The following is a 20,736-nucleotide window of genomic DNA, read 5'->3' on the forward strand; positions in this document are numbered from 1 at the left end:
CGGAGATTTAAACGATGAAGATCCCTACTATTTCAGAGCTTGCTCTTGATCATAATCGACTTATGTTAGCTATTGTTTTTGGCCTTATGTTATTTGGCGCCTTTAGTTATTATCAACTACCAAAGCAAGAAGATCCTAAAATAAAAATTCGTGAAGCTGTTGTCACAACCGCTTATCCGGGGATGAGCGCAAAAAAAATAGAGTTGTTGATCACTAAAACACTCGAAGAAGCTATTCGTGAAATGCCCAGTATTGCCGAAATTCGCTCAGTATCTATCCCTGGTCGTTCTATTATTCACGCTGAGCTTAAGCAAAGTGTTGAGCAAAGTGAGTTTGATCAACAATGGGATAAACTGCGCGATCAAATAAACGCAGTGCGTGATGACTTACCCAATGGGACATTGCCTTATGTAGTAAACGATGATTTTGGTGATGTTGCCGTATTAACAGTGGCACTTATTGCTGATCCTGCCTACAGTATGGGCGATCGCCAAGATGTGGCGCAACACATTGCTGATATGCTGCATCAAGTTGAGGGCACTAAAAAAATTGATATTTTGGGCATTCAACAAGAGCGTATTTTTATTGAAATTGAAAATGCTAAGCTCGCTCAACTGGGTATTGCACCTGACCAATTAATTGGTGCTTTAAAAAACCAAAATATTATACGCCCTAGTGGGGTTATTGACGCCAATGGCAAAAACTTTATTATTCAACCTTCAGGAAATTACCAAAACCTTGCCGATATTAGAAATACACTTATCAGTGTGCCTAACCAGCCTGAAACAATATTGCTGCGCGATATTGCTAAAATAAGCCGTAAAGTGGTCGATCCCCCATCAAGAACAAGTTATTACAATAATCGCCAAGCCATTATTTTTGCCATATCTAAGGATGAACAAGCGGATGTGCTTAAGTTCACTCCTAAAATAGAAGCGATGATAGCGCAAATTAATCAAACTATTCCTGCAGGCTATCAATTAAAAAATATTACGCGCCAAGCCGATGTGGTTGAAGATGCAGTATTTGGTGTGACTTTTAGTGTTTTGCAAACCATCGTTATAGTATCAGTTGTGGTAGTGATGTTTTTAGGCTTACGCACTGGTCTGATTGTGGGCTCGATTGTGCCAGCAGCGATTTTAATCACGCTTTCAGTTATGAACTTTATGGGTATTCCATTAGAGCGTATGTCGCTAGCTACTTTAATTATTGCGCTTGGTCTTTTGGTTGATGATGGCATAATAATGGCTGAAGATTTTAAAAAGCGTATCGAAGATGGCGAAACGCGTGATGATGCTATTCGTAACACTTCAGGCACTCTTGCGATACCGTCTTTAACTTCATCATTAACAACTATTCTTGTGTTTTTACCCCTTATGTTGGCACAAAGTAGTGCCGGTGAATATACGCGCTCGATCTCCTTGGTGGTGCTAATTGCATTACTTACTTCTTGGGCGCTAAGCCTGACATTTACTACTTATTTATGTCATCGCTTTGTTAAAAAAGAAACGAGGCAAAAGCAAAATATTGTTCGACGTAAAATTAATCGCTTTTTCGATAGCCTCACCCCGCTTTACGAAAAAGCGTTACGACAAATTATGCGTGCACGTATTGCGTTTGTTGTTGTTATTTTAGGGCTATTTTTGGTCGGTGGCTGGGCTATGAGTCTAGTGCCTGCAAAGTTTTTTCCAGATTCTGATCGAGCACAAATTTTAGTGTACCTTGATATGCCAGCGGGTACTTCAATGCGTAAAACTGACGCAACGGTGCAGGCTATTTCAAAAAACTTGGATGATAAAGAACACTTTCCACATATTGAAAAATATGCGGCCTATGCTGGATTTGGTGGTCCTCGGTTTGTTTTATCACTTACACCTATCGACCCCGAACCTTCAAAAGCATTTTTTATGATTGATGTAGGTGAACGAAAGTTCGCCGATCCTACATTAAAGAGAGTGCGTGAGATGTTTGCTCAAGATTTTCCTGGTGTGATGGGGCGTGTTACGAAAATGTTCTTAGGGCCATCTGATTCTTCACTAATAGAGATTCAAGTTAAAGGTCCTGATAGTGATTATATTTATTCTGTTAGCGATGAAATTAAAACTTTGTTGCGAAATGTAGATGGCACGTTTGATATTAAAAGCGATTGGGAAAACCGCATTACGACACTTAAACTTGAGGTTAATCAGCAAAATGCTCGTCGTGCCGGAATTAGCTCAAATGATGTTGCCCAAGCGTTAGAAACCTATTTTTCTGGACGCATAATATCCGAGTTTCGTGAAGGTGATGATATATTCCCTATTGTATTAAGGGCACAAGACAGTGAGCGATACGATTTAGATCGAATCAACAGTGTTAGTATTTATTCTTCTGCCAGAGGCGTCAGTGTTCCTTTAATGCAAGTAGCCGAGATTCGCTATGAAACGCAATTTGCCCGAATTGCGCGTGAAAATTTATTTCGTACTGTAACAGTACAAGCTAAAAATCAAATTATGTCGGCGCAAAGTATGGTGCCCTTACTTGAAGAGAAGCTTGATAAAATACGAGAGAAATTACCACCTGGTTATGAAATAGAATATGACGGTGTAGTTGGAGACTCCGCGGAATCGCAAGCTGCAATTTTAGCTAATTTACCGCTGTGTATTGCCATTATGGTGTTTATTATCATTGCGCAATTTCGCTCTTATCGTGCCACTAGTATTGTATTTTTAACCGTACCCCTAATTATCATTGGTGCTGCTTTTGGTTTGTTGGTTATGCAAGCAAACTTTGGGTTTATGGTTATTTTAGGTTTATATGCGCTTGCCGGTATTATCATTAATAATGCGGTGATTCTGATAGATCGAATAAATATTGAACGTAAACAGATAGAGTGCTTAGAGCAACAAACCACAGAGCAGTCTAATCAACAAAACTTTGAGGCGGTAATCAATGCCTCTTTAAGGCGTTTACGACCTATTTTGATGTCTACTTGCACAACGATAATAGGCTTAAAGCCACTTATTTTATCTAAAGATGTTTTGTTTTATGGTCAAGCAAGCACGATTGCGTTTGGTCTTGCTATGGGAACAATTTTAACATTAGGGTTTGTTCCGGTTGTGTATACTTTTTTCTTTAAAATAAAGCCGGTTAAAGCAGATAAAAAATAAACTCAGCGTGAGTTAGAGCAGACCCAAGATTGAGATTTTATAATAATTTTAAGCCTATTAGGTGGCAATTTTAGCCACTAAGTAGGCCTGTTTTACTCATGCTTTATTTGTTTAGATAAAAACAAGTTCGTGACATCAGCAACTTTTACTAATGACTCTTTATCAGCATGACTCCAAGTTACCTTTGAGTCTACACTTTCACAACAAATGACACCTAACGGCTTGTTATCAAGTTTATAAGTGTAATCAAGTAAAGAATAAATATTGAGTGGCTCAAAGTAAGAGTGAGTAAACGACTCGGTTACTTCGTTATTTCTGGCGTCTGAGGCGTCGAGTACTTGGTTGGTTAAAATATAGTTGAAATAAGCAGGGGAGTTTTCTGTATTTAAAACAGCACCACTTGACACGTCATCATTTTCATCAAGACAAATTAAGCAACTTAATGCGCTGTATTCTTTATTAAATAACCACAGACTGACTCGATTGGCATTAGGAATAAGCGCTTTTAACTCTTTGCATATTTGGTTTAGCTTCCTGTTACTAGAAACATTAGGATCGCTAATTTTTACTGCTAAGTTTTTGAGGTTGAGGTTTTTAGGATTATAAACATTGAGTAAGCTGTTGAGCTTAGCTTTATCGAACGGTTTTGTTAAGTAGCCATCCATGCCAATATCTAAATAATGCTCAATGTCTTGTTTTAGGGTATTTGCTGTCATAGCGATAATTGGAACGATTTTACCTGTAGGAAGCGATCTAATAGCCTGTGTGGCTTTTATTCCATCTATTTCAGGCATTTGTATATCCATGAAAATTAAGTCTACAGGGTGTTCTTTGAAGTACTTAACGCATTCTTTACCGTTCTCTGCGATTATTAAATCAGCATTATGTACCTTGAGCATTTTAACAATAATGAGCTGATTTATTTTATTATCTTCGGCAATTAAGACAGTACAACCTTGTAAGTTTGTTAGCTCAACGCTTTGCTTTGCTATTATTGGTGACAAAACAATCTCAAAGCGTTGCTCATAGGTGAACGTAGAGCCTTTACCTATTTGGCTGGTGAAGCTAAGGTGCCCCTGCATTAGCTCACTTAAACGAGCACAAATTGATAAGCCTAAACCTGTACCCCCATATTCTCTTGAGGTCGATGAGTCTGCCTGATGAAATTCTTTAAATAAATGTTCTTGAACAGTCTCATTAATGCCAAGGCCTGTATCAATAACTTCAAACTTGAGTACTTGTGTTTGCAATGTACTGCTTTTAATACTTACTTTCAGTTCGACTTGACCAGTTTTGGTGAATTTAATCGCATTTGAGCACAAGTTATTTAAAATTTGCGAAACCCGAAGAGGATCCCCTTTAAAATTATCTGCTATTTTAGAGTCTACCGATGTAATAAGCTTTATACCTTTAGTAGACGCTTGCTGTAACTGGGGCTTTATCACATCGCTAATAACGTCATTAAGATCGAAGTCGATATGTTCAATTTCTAATTTACCAGCCTCAATTTTAGAAAAGTCTAAAATGTCATTTACAATATTTGATAAGTAATGAGCTGACTTTAATATACTTTTTAAAGTGCTGTCTTTTTCCTCTGTTGTGGTTTCGGTCATACCAAATTCAGCTAAATTTAAAATCCCATGCAATGGGGTTCTCAACTCATGAGTCATATTTGCTAAAAATTTACTCTTAGTGTTATTGGCCGTATCGGCTTCTTCTTTTAACTTTTCTAGTTCTTTATTGTGTGCTTTTTGTTTTTCTAATGCCATAGACAGCTTTTTATTATTAAGCCTAAGCTCTAGTTGCGCAATAACCTCTTTGCCCAAAACCGTGAGCGCATTTATTTGTTTGCTCGAAAGCTTTTTTGGTTTATCACTAATAACACATAACGTACCTATAGCATTACCTCTAGGAGTTATAAGAGGTGCACCTGCATAAAAGCGAATATTTGGGTCGTTTGTAACCAAGGGATTATCGTGAAAGCGGGTATCAGTAAGTGCATTTTGAACTTCGAACACTTGGTTTTCTAAAATTGCGTGAGAACAAAACGAGATATCCCGTGCGGTTTCGTCTACATCAATACCTTGCTTTGATTTAAACCATTGCCTGTCGGGATCAACAAGACTTATTAGTGAGATTGGCGTTTCACAAATATCAGATGCAAGCTGGGTTAAGTCGTCAAAGGATTTCTCAGCTTCAGTGTCTAAAACGTCATACTCATATAGGTCTTTTAGCCGTGATAGTTCATCTTCAGGTGTTGACGCTTTTATCATTATGTAACCTTGTTTTTGATATGCCTAACAATGAGTAATTGAATAAAAATAATAATGGATGCGCGAGCGTAAAATGCAATTAAATTATTATGCTCAAGTAGTTAGCTTATATGACCTTAACAGTTTTTGCTAATTGATTTAAAACTGCTCAATCAACAATTCTATTACGGCCTTTCGTTTTTGCCTCGTATAAATAGTCATCAACATATTTTAAGCTGTTTTGTAAGCTGATAGAGCCATCATGAGTAAGTAGCCCAATACTTACCGTAAAGCTAATATTAAAATTGCGATAGTAAACTTTATGTTCATTTACTGCGTGTTTTATTCGCTCAGCGGCTTGCTTAGCTTCTGCTTTGTTTGTGTTGGGCATAATAATTAAAAACTCTTCACCGCCCAGGCGAAATACAAAATCGTGCTTTCTGGTTAAAGCGCGTAATGTATTGGTAAGCTCTTTTAAGCTTAAATCGCCAGCTTCGTGGCCATAATTATCATTTATTGCTTTAAAATGGTCTATGTCGAGCATTAATAATGAAATATAGGTGTTTTTATTTTGCGTTTTTAATAGTTCATCGCTGAGTGTTCTGTATAAAGTTCGTCTATTTAAACAGCCTGTAAGTGGGTCTATATTGGCTTGCTTTTCTAGCTCTTTATTAAGTGAAGAGAGTTCTTGAGTACGCGCCTGAATACGTTGCTCTAAACTGGTATTGAGGGCTATCAGTTTATGCTCTATGTTTATTTCTTTGGTTACGTCGTTTTGTACAGCAAAGTAATAAGCCACTTTGCCGTCTCTAAAAATGGGTGATATGGCCAGTTCATTCCAATAAGGGTCACCATTTTGCGTATAGTTTAAAATTCGGGTGGTTATAGGGATGCCTTTTTTAAGATGAATTTTAAGTTGCTCTATTGTGTTGGCGTCAGTTTTTTCACCTTGTAAAATGGAGCCAAGCTTTTTACCTTCTACTTGATTCAGTGGGTAGCCCGTAATTCTTTCAAATGAGCCATTTACCCAAATAACACGCTTGTCTTTATCGGCAATCACCATTCCTACAGTGGTTTCTTTGAGTGCAGTAACTAAAAAATCCCGCTCCAGAGCTATTTTTTCATTCCCTGATATGTCTTGAAAAATGCCATATAACTTAGTGATTTCACCGTTTAAATCTCTCGATACATTGCCGCTTGATATAACAGTGCGCTCTTGTAGATCGTCATCTACAACACGAAGCTTTATACAGCTCCATTCTTGTCCGCATGCAAGAGCTTGCTCGATCGCATCTGTTATTTTGGATTTGTCATCTTCATGATAAAAATTTATTGCAGTATCTAGTTGAGGGGAATAGTTACTCGGTGAAACACCATGAATGGTGTAAATTTCATCGGTCCAAAATAATTGGTTAGTTATACAGTCGAACTGCCAATAGCCTACCTTTAATACTTCGCCGGCATTTTCTATGATGGTTTGTAATTCGTTATTGCTAATAACAGACGACACTTGGGCAAAATACTGGTTAAAAACTAAAACTATATATTGGTGTTGGTTTTGTTGCACACTGTGTAAGCAACAATTTAGTTTAATGGAGTAATCGGTTGCTAATGTTAGTTCAATATCAAATTGGTCTAACTCATTATGTTGCGATTTTAGTGCGAGAATTTGTTGTTGTAATAGATCTTTGCTTTCAGTAGTACAACAGCCATAAAGGCTTTCAATGGTGGGTACTTTTTTAGCTGCAACATTAAGCTCTGACCACCTTTGAGAAAGATAACTAAGCTGATTATTATTATCAAATACCATTAAAAGAAAATTACACTTTTCTAGCAGCGCAATATTTATGTCTTTAATATCCATAAGCTCCCTACATATGAAAAGTATTACAACAATAAGGTTGAGTATAGACACCTTCTTTTATTTTTTCAGTCTAAGACAGTGTTAATAGTTGGCAGAATTCTTACTAAAAATGTATTTCAGGTTTGTTTTTATAACTTTCCTGATAAGGTATTAGTGATATAACAATATTTTAACGTTGTTTCGTTGTTATTAACGAATGACGATTCATTGGAGAGTTTAATGAGCATATTTCGATTGAGTGTGGTTACCTCGTTTTTTTTCGCAGTCAACATCGTTGCTACTAATGCACATGCGGATACTAAAGTGATTCATGCTGGAGAGTTGCTAGCTATTCCCGGAGAAAAACCACAACAAAAACAAACCGTAGTAATAGAGAATGGCAAAATAGTTTCGGTATCAGCGGGTTTTTTACCTATCAACCGTTTTGGTGAAAATGCTCAGCTAATCGATTTATCGACCAGCTTTGTTATGCCAGGACTCATGGATATGCATGTGCATTTACAAGGTGAGCTTGGGCCAGATAACAAAAAAGAGCTGGTGGAAATGTCTGATGCAGATGTAGCAATGCGCAGTGTGCATTTTGCTAACAAAACCCTTATGGCGGGTTTTACTACAGTGCGTGATGTAGGCAGTCAAAGTGAGCAAATGTATGCATTAAGAAATGGGGTGGCCAAAGGATGGATAAGTGGCCCTCGAATTATTGCTGGAGCTGGCGTTACTATTACCGGCGGGCACTTAGATGTTGATGGTATGAGCCCAGACTTACTCACCATAAAAACACCGCCCACAGTGTGTGATGGTGCAATAGAGTGCCGCAAAAAAACTCGCTACGCAATCAAGTATGGGGCTGATTTAATTAAAGTCGCATCTACTGGTGGGGTGCTTTCGGATACTACTACCGGTACAGGTCAGCAAATGCAAGACGATGAGCTCAAAGCTGTAGTTGATACAGCGCATGGTTTAGGGCGAAAAGTAGCTAGTCATGCGCATGCCGCTCAAGGTATTAATGCAGCATTACGTGCGGGCGTTGATAGCATTGAGCACGGTAGTTACACCGATGATGAAGGCATTAAATTATTTAAAGAAACAGGGGCTTATTTAGTCCCTACTTTGCTTGCTGGGCACACCGTAGTTAGGTTAGCAAAAAACAGTGACTTTATGTCTGCGCCAATTAAAAGCAAAGCAATTAGGGTGGGGGGCGATATGCTAAATAATTTTACTAAGGCTTATAAGGCGGGGGTTAACATTGCATTTGGTACCGACAGTGGCGTATCTAAGCACGGCATTAACGCACAAGAAGCGGTATTAATGTACCAAGCGGGTATGACTCCTGCTGATATCTTAAAGTCGGCAACGGTTAACGCGGCTGATTTAATTGATATGAATCATAGCTTAGGCACTATAGAAGCTGGTAAGTTTGCTGATATTATTGCCTTAGACACCAGCCCATTAAGTGATATAAGTGCTTTATTGGATGTTGATTTTGTTATGAAAGAAGGCACGGTTTTTAAACAACAATAAATCATTCGATTTATTTTATTAATAATGACGTAATAGCGCTGGTAAGTCGTACAGAACATTTATAAACGACTGCCAGCGTTTTCAGTTATATCGCTTTTAAGGTTATAAAAGGAAGTACTTTATTTTGAAAAACTTAGTAGTTTTATTTTTTTCTGTATGGCCTTTTTTGGTCAACGCCACCGCGCAGCAAGTTAAATTTCCTGATGTAGATAATAATGTTGCATACGCAAGTGTGGCTTCGCTTGGGTATAACCCAGCTGATGAAAAAGTAGCCTACGGCAGTGATGAGTCACAGTACGCATTACTTTGGCGCGCAAAACAAACACTGGTGCAAACGCCATTAGTTATTTTACTCCATGGTGGTTGTTGGCTGAGTGAGTACGATATTAAACACACGTATGCGTTAAGTACGGGGCTTGCACAAGCTGGCTTTAATGTATGGTCTTTAGAGTATAGAAGAAGCGGTGCAAGCGGTGGTGGCTGGCCTGCAACGTTTAATGATGTTAAAACCGGTATTTTAGCGGCAAGTACTTACAATAATGGCGAGTTTAAATTAGCGGGATCAGTTGCGGTAGGGCATTCGGCAGGTGGGCATTTAGCATTGCTTGCTGGTGGTGAAATAAGCCAGCTTAAAGGGGTTATTGGCTTGGCCCCTATTACTGATATAAAAGCGTATGCGCGTGGTGATAATAGTTGTCAAAAAGTGACTCAAGATTTTATGCAAGGTATGCCAACCGATAAACCTAAGGCATACACGCAAGCTAACCCGAGTGAGCAATCGCTTCATCCGCAAAGCATTATTTTACAAGGTGACCAAGATGCCATCGTGCCTGCTTTTAATTTAGAACAGCTTAAACGACCTGTGGTTATGCTAGATGGCGTGGGGCATTTTGATTGGATCCATCCGGGATCAGCTGCATTTAATACACTAATACAAAATTTGAATGAGATGTAACAATGAATTTTAATGAGATTATAGCGCTTGATAAAGCGGATACGCTGGCTCACAAGCGTGACGAATTTGATTTACCCGCAGACACTATTTATCTCGATGGTAATTCATTAGGTGCTTTGCCTAAAGCAGTAAAGTCGCGCGTAGCAGAGGTGGTAAGCCAGCAATGGGGTAGTCACCTAATTAGAAGTTGGAATGATCACCAATGGATTGATTTACCTACTCAGGTAGGGGAGAAAATAGCGCCTATTATTGGTGCCGACAAAGGCCAAGTTATTTGTTGTGATTCTATTTCGGTTAATTTATTTAAACTATTAAGTAGTGCGCTATCGTTAAACTCTGAGCGTAACGTGGTGTTATCTACCGAGGATAACTTTCCTACTGACTTATACATGGTACAAGGGTTAAGTGAATTATTAGGCCCCGATTTATGTCAGCTAAAACTCGTCTCAGAGCAAAATATTGAACAAAGCCTAAATGATTCAGTGGCAGTATTACTGTTAACACAAGTGAACTTTAGGACCGGTAAATTGTTGGATATGCACAAAATCACCCAGCTAGCTCATGAAAAAGGCATTTTGGTGATATGGGATTTAGCCCATAGTGCAGGTGCTATACCGGTTGAACTTGATGACTGTAATGCTGATTTTGCTGTTGGTTGTGGCTATAAATACTTAAATGGCGGCCCTGGTTCGCCTGCGTTTTTATATGTAGCAAAACGCCACCAAGCTGCTGTAAAACAACCCTTATCAGGCTGGATGGGTCATGCCAAACCATTTGCTTTTGATGCAAAATATCAACGTGCTAACAATATAAATCAGTATTTATGTGGCACACCCAGTGTGATTGCTATGAGTGCTTTAGATGCTGCGCTTGATGTATGGCAAGATGTAGATATTTCAAAAATAAGAGAAAAGTCGATTGCACTTGCCGACGTATTTATTAAATTGCTACAAACACATTCATGCTTACGTGATTTGCATTTATGTTCTACTGAGAATTCGAGCCAAAGAGGCAGCCAATTAGCGTTTTCACATACCGACGCATTTGCTATATGCCAAGCGTTAATTGAAAAAGGGGTGATTGCAGATTTTCGTGCGCCCAATATATTACGCTTTGGTTTTACACCTCTTTACACCTCATTTGAAGATATATGGAATGCGGTCACGATTTTGGCTGAGGTGGTTAAAACCCAGCTATATACCGAACCTCGATTTAATTTAGCGGGTAAAGTGACGTAACTTTATGATGGGCCCTTATTATTTGAAGTTTTTAATAATAATGGCTCATCGAATTACTAAAGTTAAAATAAAGGCACCGTGTGAGCAAAATAACGTGTAATGCGACGGGTTATTATTGCTCTTTTTTCAGATTAAAGTAATTGAGTTGCACTCTCATCTCGGTAGCTTGTTCTGCCATTTGACGTGCTGCCGCCATTGTTTCTTCTGTAATAGCCGAGTTTGCCTGGGTTAGACCGGTTAAACGTTGTACAACAAGGTTAACCTCTTTAATCGCTTGCTCTTGTGCGGAGGTTGAATGCGCTATATGTATTATATTTTTATTAACATCGCTAACAGCTTGCATTATGTGTTTTAATTTTTTCCCTGAGGTGTCTGCTAACTCAGTCCCAAGCGCTATTTTTTGATTACTATTTACAATAATACTTTTTATTTGCTTTGCCGATTTAGCACTGCGCCCAGCTAAATCACCTACTTCATTAGCGACTACGGCAAAGCCTCTTCCATGATCGCCAGCTCTAGCAGCTTCCACGGCGGCATTAAGTGATAGCAAGTTAGTTTGAAAAGCGAGATTGTCAATAACCGTAAGTATTTCGTTAATGTCTTTACTGGCTTCATTCACTTCATCAATCGCGCTAACGGTTTGTATTGATAAGCGATTTCCTTCTTCAGCAATTTGCTCTGCATTGTTTGCCAATGCCACTGCACTTTTTGATTGTTCAGATACTTTAGTTAACTCATCTAGCATTTGCTCAGTACTTGAGCTTGCCTCTTCAAGATTAGCAGCTTGCTCCTCTGTGCGCTTACTTATTTCAGTATTACTTGAAGCTATTTCACCTGCATTTTGCATAACCTGACTAGCCGATACTTGAATCTCTTGAATGACATTGGTTAATTTCTCGATAGTCGCGTTGGTGTCGCTTTTAAGGGTATCGAATACGCCTTGATATTGTCCCTCTATATTTTTGGTAAGGTCACCTTTAGCTAAGTTTGATAAAACGCTACTGACTTCATTTATAGCCAATGAAACTAATGAGGTAGACTCATTTACATTATTTTTTAAATCTTCTAATTGGCCCTGTAGTGGCTGTTTTAATTGATGAGAAAAATCGCCGTTTGCCATTGCAGCCATTACTTGATTGAGATCATTTATGACGTGTTCTAGATTAGTAACTGATTGGTTTATATCTATTTTTAAACTGTTTAGTTGGCCAGTCATGGTTGATGAAATAGTATGATCAAAACGCCCCTGACTAATTGCTAGCATGACTGATGAAATTTCAGTTAAAGCATTATCAATAGCCGTGATTGATGTATTAATATTACTTTTCAACTGCTCCAATTGACCGCTGGCTTCACCTTTTATCATTTTTTTAAAGTCACCCTTACTAACAAAGGTCATGACTTCACCTATTTCATTCATTACATTATTTAAATTAGCCATGCTGGAATTAATATCTTGTTTTAAGGTATTAAGTTGTCCAGCTAATGGGGCGTCTAATTGCGCTGAAAACTGGCCTTGTCGTAATGCACTCATAACGTCACTAATACCATCTATGGCAATGCTTAAGCTATTTACTGAGTTATTCACGCTGTCTTTTAGCTGGGCAAGCTTTCCTTTAGCAGGGTAAGTAATTTGCTCTTTAAAGTTACCTTGCTCTACGTTAGCCATAATATCTACGATACTATTCATTGTGTTATTTATTGAGGAAAGCGATTGGTTAATATTACTTTTTAAGGTGCCTAACTCGCCTGACATTGAGGCATTAATTTGAATATCAAATTGACCATCAGCCATAGCAATCGCAATGTTATTTAACTCGTTTATTGCACCGTTTAGTGAACTCGCACAATCGTTGGTTGCTTGTTTTAACGTATCTAACTCTCCTCGACATGGTGCTTCAATACGTTGATCAAATTTACCCGCAGCCATATGATTCATAACACGATTTGTTTCACTAATAGATAACTGCAGAGCATCAAGAAGAGTGTTAAATGCTTGAGTACTTACGCCTATCTCATCGCTTGAATAGACAGTTGCTCGTAATGAAAAGTCACCTTGTTGTTCAACTTTTTTCATCGTATCAGCCAGGGCATGTATTGGTTTTGTTAATGTTCTCGCAAACCAATATGCGGCAATAGTAACAATGAAAATAGTGATTAAAAGTATAATAATGAGTTGTTGAGAAAGTGTGGTTATCGACTCAAAAGCTTCTTGTTCGTCCATTTCTGCTATGAGGGCCCAGCGAATATTAAATACATTTACTGGTGCAAATGCAGACAGCACCATCTCATTGTTATAATCACTTATCACATGCTGCCCTTTCTCATTTTTTAATGCTTTGATTACAGATAAGGTATTCACTGTGCCTTTATTTGGATTTCTAAATGAGCTTTCTACAGAGTGATTTATCGGATCAATATAAGAGTCAGAGCGCATTAACCCTTCAGGACCAACAAGGTAGGTTTCTCCGCTTTCACCCAATCCGTCACGCTCTTTCATGATTGAATTGATATCTTCAATCGATAATTGGGCGGCTAAAATAGCAATCGTTTTACCATCAACAACAATAGGCTTACCTATAAAGCTCGCAGGGGCATTATATGAAGGGGAGTACTGTTTATAATCTGCAAATGCAATTGTTTGTGGGTTGCTGCTATCTTTTAATTGTTGAAATAAACTCGCTAAATTACTTTTAGCATAGGGCCCTGTTTGTAGCGATGTGGCAAAGTCGACTTCTTTATAAACGGAGTAAACAATATTGCCATTTGTTGGGTCGATAATGAAAATATCGTAGAACTCATTTATATTGGTCATATCTCGTAAATAAGGGTGATATTGGCGGTGCGCTTGCTCGTAAGAGTCTGATTGCTCGGTTGCAGTTAGTTTTTGTTTTTCACCAATTGGATTTGGGTTATTAGCCAAATAACGAGACTGCAGCTCAATACTTTTTGGATTCATTTGCTCTAACGGGGATGATGAAACTGTATCTGTCGGGTTTAGCTGTTTAAATTTTGGAGTAAAAGACTCTTTATAAAAGCGATTTAAAGACTCTGATGAGTTTGAAGGGGAAATATCATTAAATCCTTCTATAAACTTTGTCGCCATATTGGCCATTTCTGGATTTGCTTGTAGCACATTAAGCTTTTTTTCAATATTGATAAAATAGCGTTTAACAGCGCTTTGTTTTACTTCACTCACAGCGTCTAATCGTGAATAAACCTGTTCTGTCATCGAGTTTGAGGCTGTATTAATTGCAACAACAATAATTATTGTTATTGGTACTAGGGAAACAACTAAAAAGGCGGAGATAAGTTTTTTTGTTAAATTTAATGAGTTAATAAATTGATTAATCGTGTTCATTACTATGTCCCTGTAATAAGGATTTACCTCAAATGAGCATAGAACACAATTTGTGAAGATCTAGTTAATAATTAAAGTAATGAGTTTTTATTATAAAATAGCCAAAGCGGATTCAGAGCACTTTTAATTTTAATGCAACTACAGCATGCTCTTTTAGCGGTTTAGTTTAATAAAACGTAGGAGCATTTAAGCGCTCCTACATTTGTTATTTAATCGATATGTTAACGTTGAAAAAGCAAGCTATGTTAGAGCGCTAGTAAACTGTGCTCTAACATAGTTTGAATTTGTTTTACTATTTTAGCTTCGGTTTCGGGTTCAAACTGAGCAATTCGCGGGGTGTGAATATGCCCTGTCGGGATATCTGAGTTTAGCTGGTTACGAAGGCGAATACTTCGATACGAAATTTCGTTAGATAAATAACCACCGCCACCGCCGCGCACTGCAGTTGACTCTTTTAATTCGTCAAAACTGTTAGGCTCAAAGTCTTTTTTGAGGGTAATAACATGGCGGTTATCATTAATCGCAAAAGAGCCTTTTGCCTTTAGCATAGCGCTAACAGGTAAGCTAAATTCTACAAACTCAGTTCCGGGTAATGGGCGGTCGTGTAAGCTTGGAATGAGAGGCGCTGTTTTGGTACCGCCATATACTATATTGGCGTTGTCGGGGGCTGTTACACTGCGGCGCTTACCTGGAAAGCGCTCAAGATCAAAATCCTTACTACCCATACTAACGGTAACCACCATATCCACATTATTAAGTGCGTAATAAGGGGCAAGTAAGGACTCTATGATGCCCTGATCAAAGTCTTCATATCGCACAGGCACCATTACAGTGTTTATTTCAGCACTAATCCCTTTATAGTTTATTACTTGGCCATCAAGAAGCAACGCAGCTACGCCCGATGGGTTACTTTGGTTTATATTTCTATCAAGTAAAAATGGGTCAAACCCAGTTAGTAGTATCTTTTTAGTGGTGTTTTGTGAGTAGCTTAGGTCTGTGCGACCTCGGCTTCCGTTTTCTAGTAACGTTAATAACACTGTTTGCTGCGCGGTGCTCAGCGAAAATGCAGGTTTTGTGGTACGAATTATTTTACTTGATTGTAAGCGAGCCCAATAAAGTGCGCGATCATCTAAGTTTTGCGTTGTAGCGATGCGTTTTTTTGCACTAAACCATAATCGTTTTGAGTAGTCATTAACGGCATCTACGGCTTGTGCATAGCTTGAGAGTGACTTGAACTGCTGCTCAAATTGATTAACTTCGCTGGCAAAAGCGCTTAGTACGGCTGGCATCGCTTGGCTGGCTTTTTCAATTCGCAATTCTTCTGGGGTTAGCGGTGTGTTTAAATTGGCTAAAGTACTAAAAGAAGAAAGTATTAAACTTGTGGCAATCAGTGTTTTTATCATGATGTTCCTATACTAAGTCGTATTTGTTGCCTACTATCCTATGCCTAATAAGTGGGTGCAAATAAAATCGTTGGTTGGTTTTATGTTGAAAGCAGTATAAAACAGGCGCTAAATCAAAAACTACGGGTATTTTATTAAAAAAGAGTCTTAACTCTGTGATGGGTTTAGCTACAATGGGGCTGTGTATTTTTTAGTTTTTTACTTTTAGGCAGCTATGCAACTTATTCAAATAGATAAAGCACGTTATCGTAAACATTTAAATCGCGTTATTGTCGGCTGTGCAGCAGGTTTAGCTGTGGGCAGTTTAGCAATTTCACAAACCTTAATTGCATTATTTCCCGATGAAAGTGGTAGTCATTTTCATTGGAACTTATTAGGCGTAATTGTTACGAGTATTGGCATTGGCTGGTTGTTAAATAAATACCGAACACATCCTTTTATGACCGAGGTGGTGTATGTGTGGGAGCTTAAAAAAGCGCTTAATAAAATCACTCGTAAAATGGCTAAGCTAAAAGCGGCGGGACGAGAAGGTAACCCCGATGCATTATTGGCGATTCAATATAGTTATGCGGGCTCACGATTATTATGGCAGCTTGACGATAACACCATCACTATGGATGATTTAGCGATTAAACAAGCCGAGTTAGATAGCGTTGCGGCCAAGTTCAACTTAACCTTAAATGCTGATGACTACAATGATGCAATTTTAAAGCAGTTTTAAGTTATAGGGATTGCAAAAATCATAACCCTCTAAGGCCTTCTGCTTTTTTCTTACGTATGAAAAACACGTATGTTTAGTGCTTAAGCAACTGGAAGGCTAGCAAAAACTATTAGCCTCATTAAAATAACGTTTATTACTGATTTTTTGCAAAAGCTTGGGAGTCATAAGTGAAAAGAGTACTAATAGTGTGTTTGGGAAATATATGCCGTTCACCTACCGCAGAGGCGGTATTAAAAGCTCGCGCTAAAAAGTTAGGTATTGATCTGCTAGTGGACTCGGCAGGGACTATTGGTCATCACGAAGGTAATCAACCAGATAGGCGCTCAATGCAGGCTGGTGAAAAACGCGGTTATAGTTTTAAAGGTATTTTTTCGCGCAAGGTGCGTAGTAGTGATTTTAGCGAGTTTGACCTTATTTTAGCAGCCGATAAACAAAACCTGTCGGATTTAACCGCACGTTGCCCTGAACATTTGCAGTACAAGCTTGCGTTGTTTTTAGAGTATGGCGAGCAAGCACAAAGCGCAATTCCCGATCCTTACTATGGCGGTGATGATGGCTTTGAAAAGGTACTTGATTTAATAGAGGCCGCCAGCGATAACATTTTAGCTAAGTTAAAATAGCTATAATGATAAATTAAAAGGCGCTTGAAGCGCCTTTGGTATGTTATTAACGGTTTACTTTAAAGTCGAGCTGTACTTTGGAAGTTGCTGCAACCGCTTTTCCATGCTCAAACTTAGGGGCATAGCGCCATTGCTCTAATGCTTCTACTGCCGACTTTTCAAAGGCCAAGCCACCCTCAGAGCTAAGTACTTGCAGATTTTTTACAAAGCCAGATTCATTTACTTCAAACTCCATAACTACGCTGCCATCTTTGCTAAATCGCGCTTTGTTTTTTGGGTATTTAGGTTCAACGCGGTATAGTGGTGTTTGCTCTTGGCTTTCTTTCCACGGCACCATTTTAGCTATCGCGATACAGTGTTTAGTGGCTTCATCACTTTTGCCTTGTTTTTCATACAAGCCAATTAATCTTGAATGTGCGGTAAGCTCGGCGGTGTGATCGTAATTTAAGCTTTCATCAAATACCTTTACTACGCGATTAAGTCGTTCAATTGCTTGAGTATATCTTTTTCTACCCTCAGCAAACGACGCCATTAAAAAGTCAGCTTTTATTCGTTCAACCGAGTTTTCAGGTAAGTTAGCTTGATAGTACTCATCGGCTTCTTCTAAGTAGTTTTTAGCTTCATGGTATTTTTCGTAGCCGAATTTATTGGCTAATATGGTTGCCGCTTCTAATTTCATATCGGCCAAAAATTTAGGTTTATTTTCTGTATTTGCTATTGCAATTACTTGATCTAAATAATAGTCCGCTTTTTGAGCTGAGGGGGCAAAATTAGCCATACCAACCAAAGAATCAACGGTTTCTAACGATTTGTTACCATGGTTGTTAACTGAAATAGTGTAGGCTTGTTGATATAGTGAAAAACGTTTTTCAATCCATTTTTTGCCATAGCCATTAATTGATTTTGCATAGTTAATAGCCAAGTTTGCGGTGTTATCTGAATTATCACCGTAAACAGCTTTACCTAATGTATAGGCCTGCTCCGCGGCTTGTTGCACATTTTCCTTGGTTTTAACCGCATTTAAGTAATTTTGATATGCGTCGTTGAAAATGGCTTGAGCGTTACTTGCTTGTTCGGCAAATGACATGGTGCTTAATACAGATAAACTTAAGCCCATCAGTAATACACGTTTATTTAGTTTCATAATGATCCCTATTATTTGTCGGTGGTAAATTAGCAAACCTTTGTGTATTTGTCATTATTTTAGGTAAATTAAGGTCAGTACACGTTACTAATATATTTATGCTTACATATTGAAAACAGCAGCTGTCGTCGCCATATATTTGCCATAAACAGTATTGTACTACGGTGTATTTATCTTGTTTTGTGATATTATCACTTTATTGTCGTGTCGTAGTTATTTAAATATTTGGATTTGTCGTGGCGCAAGTAAGAGCAAGAGTCCAGCTTAATGTTGGCAAAAACAGTGATATCCCTGCAGAAATAGTGTCATTTACTGACTTGAAAGATGGCCAAGAGCATATTGCTATGGTGTTTAATAACGCCGATACCGAGCAAGGTGTTCCGCTTATTCGTATGCACTCTGAATGTTTAACTGGTGATGTATTTCACTCGTCACGTTGTGACTGTGGTGAGCAGTTAAACGAGTGTATTGAAATGATGCATGAGCAGGGCGGTATTTTACTTTATTTACGCCAAGAAGGGCGTGGTATTGGTTTATATAATAAAATTGATGCGTATGTACTGCAATCACAAGGTATGAATACTTACGAAGCTAATAACCATTTAGGTTTTGCTGATGACTTACGTGACTTTTCAGATGCAGTGTTAATGCTCAATGCGCTTAATTTAAAGCACGTTAAATTAATGACTAATAACCCTAAGAAGCTCAATGCATTAAAAGATGCAGGTATAGAAGTTGATTCTGTTGTGGGTACTCATGCTCACATTAAAGCTGGGCTTTCAGGTAATAAAGCGTATTTAGAGACAAAGATTAAGCATGGCTCTCACATGCTAGATATTAAGAAAATTAAAAAACCTTAGGGTCTGTTGACCTTTTAAGGTTAAATTTGCAGCAGTCTGTTTGGTATTTAGGCAAGGCAGAGCCTATGTGGTGTGGTTATTCCCCATAAATAGGCGATAACGCAGCATCAATGCCAAACAGGCGCTGCCCGAAGGGTTCTGCCTAGGAGCGATTTACTCTTTGTTGCCTACATGGATGTAGGTAAGGGGCGTGAGCAGGACGCGGAAGCTTTGCTCGGTTTTTACTTAACCCACTAGGTTACAAACCTCGCGCCGCGATTAAACTGCCCCTAGTTTGAACAAATTTTAATCCGCAAAGGGCAACAGACCCTAATATTAACGGCATTTATCGCCGCCACCTATGTAATACCAACCAGCGCCGAGTTATACTCGGCGTGTTTTGTTTTAATTAAGAGCAAGTATGTCTACACAATTACGAATTTTTAAAGCTGATGCGGCATTAAAATGGTTTAAAGCGGGTTGGCTAATTTTTAAAACTCAGCCATTAACTTTTATTTTTATGCATTTGTTTATTGGCATTGTTGGCTTGTTGTCGTTATTTTTGCCGGTATTACAAATAGCTGCAGCATTGGCTACACCATTTTTAACCGCTGGTTTTTATCAAGCCGTGCTTACCAAGCAGCAGGGCGGAAAAATTATGTTAGCCGACATTTTGAAGCCTTTTTCAGCCAAAGGAAATCGGTTAGGCTTATTTCGCTTAGCGCTTTATCAAATGGGGGCCGGTATTTTAATTGCCCTGCTTGCCAATGGGTTATTTGCTGATGCAATGGCGGTTATGACACAGCCAGATCTAGATCCAAACACCGCCGTTAGCCAAATGCTTGAGAGTATTTCGCTTGCAAACGTGGCATTGTTTTTAATTGCGCTCTCAATTTACTTTACTTCGTTTGCCTACGCAGTACCGCTGGTTTATTTTAATAAAGAGCAACGTATTTTAAATGCCTTAAAAAGTTCGTTTATGGTGTTTTATTATAATATTTTACCATTAAGTGTTTATGGTATTATTTGCGCATTATTAATGGTGGTGTCGATGTTCTTATCGCTACTACCGCTGTTGATTTTAATGCCAATTTGCTACATTAGTTTCTTTGTATCTTATCAGGCTATTTTTATGCCCGTTGTGCCACCAAGTGATGACAGTAACATTAAGCCTTTAAGTAGCGAGCAAAGCGGGCGCTTTGACGCTTAATGGATGATACATTAAAACAAAAGTTAAAAAACTATGTGCTTTGGTTACTAGGAAGGCAAGAGTATTCGCGCCGAGAGTTAACTCAAAAGTTACAGCAAAGAGAAGCAACCGATGAATTCATAGAAAACCTGCTTGATTGGTGTGAAAAGCACAACTTTATTAACGAGCAGCGTTACTGTGAAGGGTTTGTAAGAAAACACATATTTAAATGCCATGGTTTAAAGCGAATTCAAAGTGAAGCCATGAGTAAAGGGATTGATAGAGCACTGCTTGAAACAGTGGTTGATGAGCTGGAAATAGATTGGTTTGAGCTCGCGCAGGAAGCGTACAACAAAAAATATTCAACGACACCGGCAAACCTCGAGTACAAAGAAAAAGCTAAGCGCGTGCGCTACTTAATGTATCGAGGTTTTAGCTATGATCAAATAAATTTTGCAATGCAAGCACAGTAAATACAGG

Annotated in this window: 14 protein-coding genes; 9 read left to right on the top strand and 5 right to left on the bottom strand. The window is 38.5% G+C overall.

Translation table 11 applies throughout. From position 1 onward, the window contains the following. Positions 1-14: 14 nt before the first annotated feature. Positions 15-3,149, top strand: coding sequence for an efflux RND transporter permease subunit (locus QL989_RS14170; protein WP_290170862.1), 3,135 nt, complete (start codon positions 15-17; stop codon positions 3,147-3,149). A 92-nt stretch (positions 3,150-3,241) separates the two neighbouring features. On the opposite strand, the gene QL989_RS14175 is transcribed toward QL989_RS14170, so the two are convergent. Further along, positions 3,242-5,422, bottom strand: a complete 2,181-nt coding sequence (locus tag QL989_RS14175) for an ATP-binding protein (RefSeq protein WP_290170864.1) — start codon at positions 5,420-5,422, stop codon at positions 3,242-3,244. A 148-nt stretch (positions 5,423-5,570) separates the two neighbouring features. Continuing rightward, positions 5,571-7,265, bottom strand: coding sequence for a sensor domain-containing diguanylate cyclase (locus QL989_RS14180; RefSeq protein ID WP_290170865.1), 1,695 nt, complete (start codon positions 7,263-7,265; stop codon positions 5,571-5,573). A gap of 219 nt (positions 7,266-7,484) precedes the next feature. Between QL989_RS14180 and QL989_RS14185 the strand changes: the two genes are divergently transcribed. The 3 genes from QL989_RS14185 (at position 7,485) to kynU (ending at position 10,979) form a co-directional block, all read left to right on the top strand. Next, complete coding sequence (locus QL989_RS14185; RefSeq protein WP_290170866.1) at positions 7,485-8,786, top strand: amidohydrolase family protein; 1,302 nt, start codon at positions 7,485-7,487, stop codon at positions 8,784-8,786. 124 nt (positions 8,787-8,910) lie between these two features. Continuing rightward, positions 8,911-9,741 (top strand): alpha/beta hydrolase, encoded by an 831-nt coding sequence (locus QL989_RS14190; protein WP_290170867.1) that lies wholly within the window; start codon positions 8,911-8,913, stop codon positions 9,739-9,741. A 2-nt stretch (positions 9,742-9,743) separates the two neighbouring features. After that, positions 9,744-10,979 carry a kynureninase gene (gene kynU, locus QL989_RS14195; RefSeq protein ID WP_290170868.1) on the top strand — a complete coding sequence of 412 codons (1,236 nt, stop codon included), beginning with the start codon at positions 9,744-9,746 and terminating at the stop codon, positions 10,977-10,979. Positions 10,980-11,091: 112 nt separating this feature from the next. On the opposite strand, the gene QL989_RS14200 is transcribed toward kynU, so the two are convergent. Beyond that, the gene (locus QL989_RS14200) at positions 11,092-14,340 is read right to left on the bottom strand and encodes a methyl-accepting chemotaxis protein (RefSeq protein ID WP_290170869.1); all 3,249 of its coding nucleotides are present in this window, start codon (positions 14,338-14,340) and stop codon (positions 11,092-11,094) included. A gap of 245 nt (positions 14,341-14,585) precedes the next feature. Continuing rightward, on the bottom strand, positions 14,586-15,743 hold the full coding sequence (locus tag QL989_RS14205) for a hypothetical protein (RefSeq protein WP_290170870.1): 1,158 nt from the start codon (positions 15,741-15,743) through the stop codon (positions 14,586-14,588). A gap of 214 nt (positions 15,744-15,957) precedes the next feature. On the opposite strand from QL989_RS14205, the gene QL989_RS14210 reads away from it, so the two are divergent. Both QL989_RS14210 and QL989_RS14215 read left to right on the top strand, forming a co-directional pair. Continuing rightward, positions 15,958-16,464 carry a DUF3087 domain-containing protein gene (locus QL989_RS14210; RefSeq protein WP_178955075.1) on the top strand — a complete coding sequence of 169 codons (507 nt, stop codon included), beginning with the start codon at positions 15,958-15,960 and terminating at the stop codon, positions 16,462-16,464. Between the two features lie 167 nt (positions 16,465-16,631). Then, positions 16,632-17,084: a low molecular weight protein-tyrosine-phosphatase gene (locus QL989_RS14215; protein WP_290170871.1), complete on the top strand. Its 453-nt coding sequence runs from the start codon at positions 16,632-16,634 to the stop codon at positions 17,082-17,084. Positions 17,085-17,130: 46 nt separating this feature from the next. On the opposite strand, the gene QL989_RS14220 is transcribed toward QL989_RS14215, so the two are convergent. Continuing rightward, positions 17,131-18,228, bottom strand: coding sequence for a TonB family protein (locus QL989_RS14220; RefSeq protein WP_290170872.1), 1,098 nt, complete (start codon positions 18,226-18,228; stop codon positions 17,131-17,133). 236 nt (positions 18,229-18,464) lie between these two features. Between QL989_RS14220 and ribA the strand changes: the two genes are divergently transcribed. The 3 genes from ribA to QL989_RS14235 all read left to right on the top strand — a co-directional run bounded on the left by ribA (position 18,465) and on the right by QL989_RS14235 (position 20,729). Further along, on the top strand, positions 18,465-19,088 hold the full coding sequence (gene ribA / locus QL989_RS14225; RefSeq protein ID WP_290170873.1) for a GTP cyclohydrolase II: 624 nt from the start codon (positions 18,465-18,467) through the stop codon (positions 19,086-19,088). Positions 19,089-19,488: 400 nt separating this feature from the next. Next, complete coding sequence (locus tag QL989_RS14230; protein ID WP_138604928.1) at positions 19,489-20,277, top strand: BPSS1780 family membrane protein; 789 nt, start codon at positions 19,489-19,491, stop codon at positions 20,275-20,277. Continuing rightward, positions 20,277-20,729: a regulatory protein RecX gene (locus QL989_RS14235; protein WP_138604929.1), complete on the top strand. Its 453-nt coding sequence runs from the start codon at positions 20,277-20,279 to the stop codon at positions 20,727-20,729. Before QL989_RS14230 ends, QL989_RS14235 begins: the two co-directional genes overlap by 1 nt. The last annotated feature ends 7 nt before the right edge of the window (positions 20,730-20,736 follow it).

The sequence above is a fragment of the Pseudoalteromonas sp. APC 3224 genome (assembly GCF_030407535.1).
Lineage (GTDB): Bacteria > Pseudomonadota > Gammaproteobacteria > Enterobacterales > Alteromonadaceae > Pseudoalteromonas.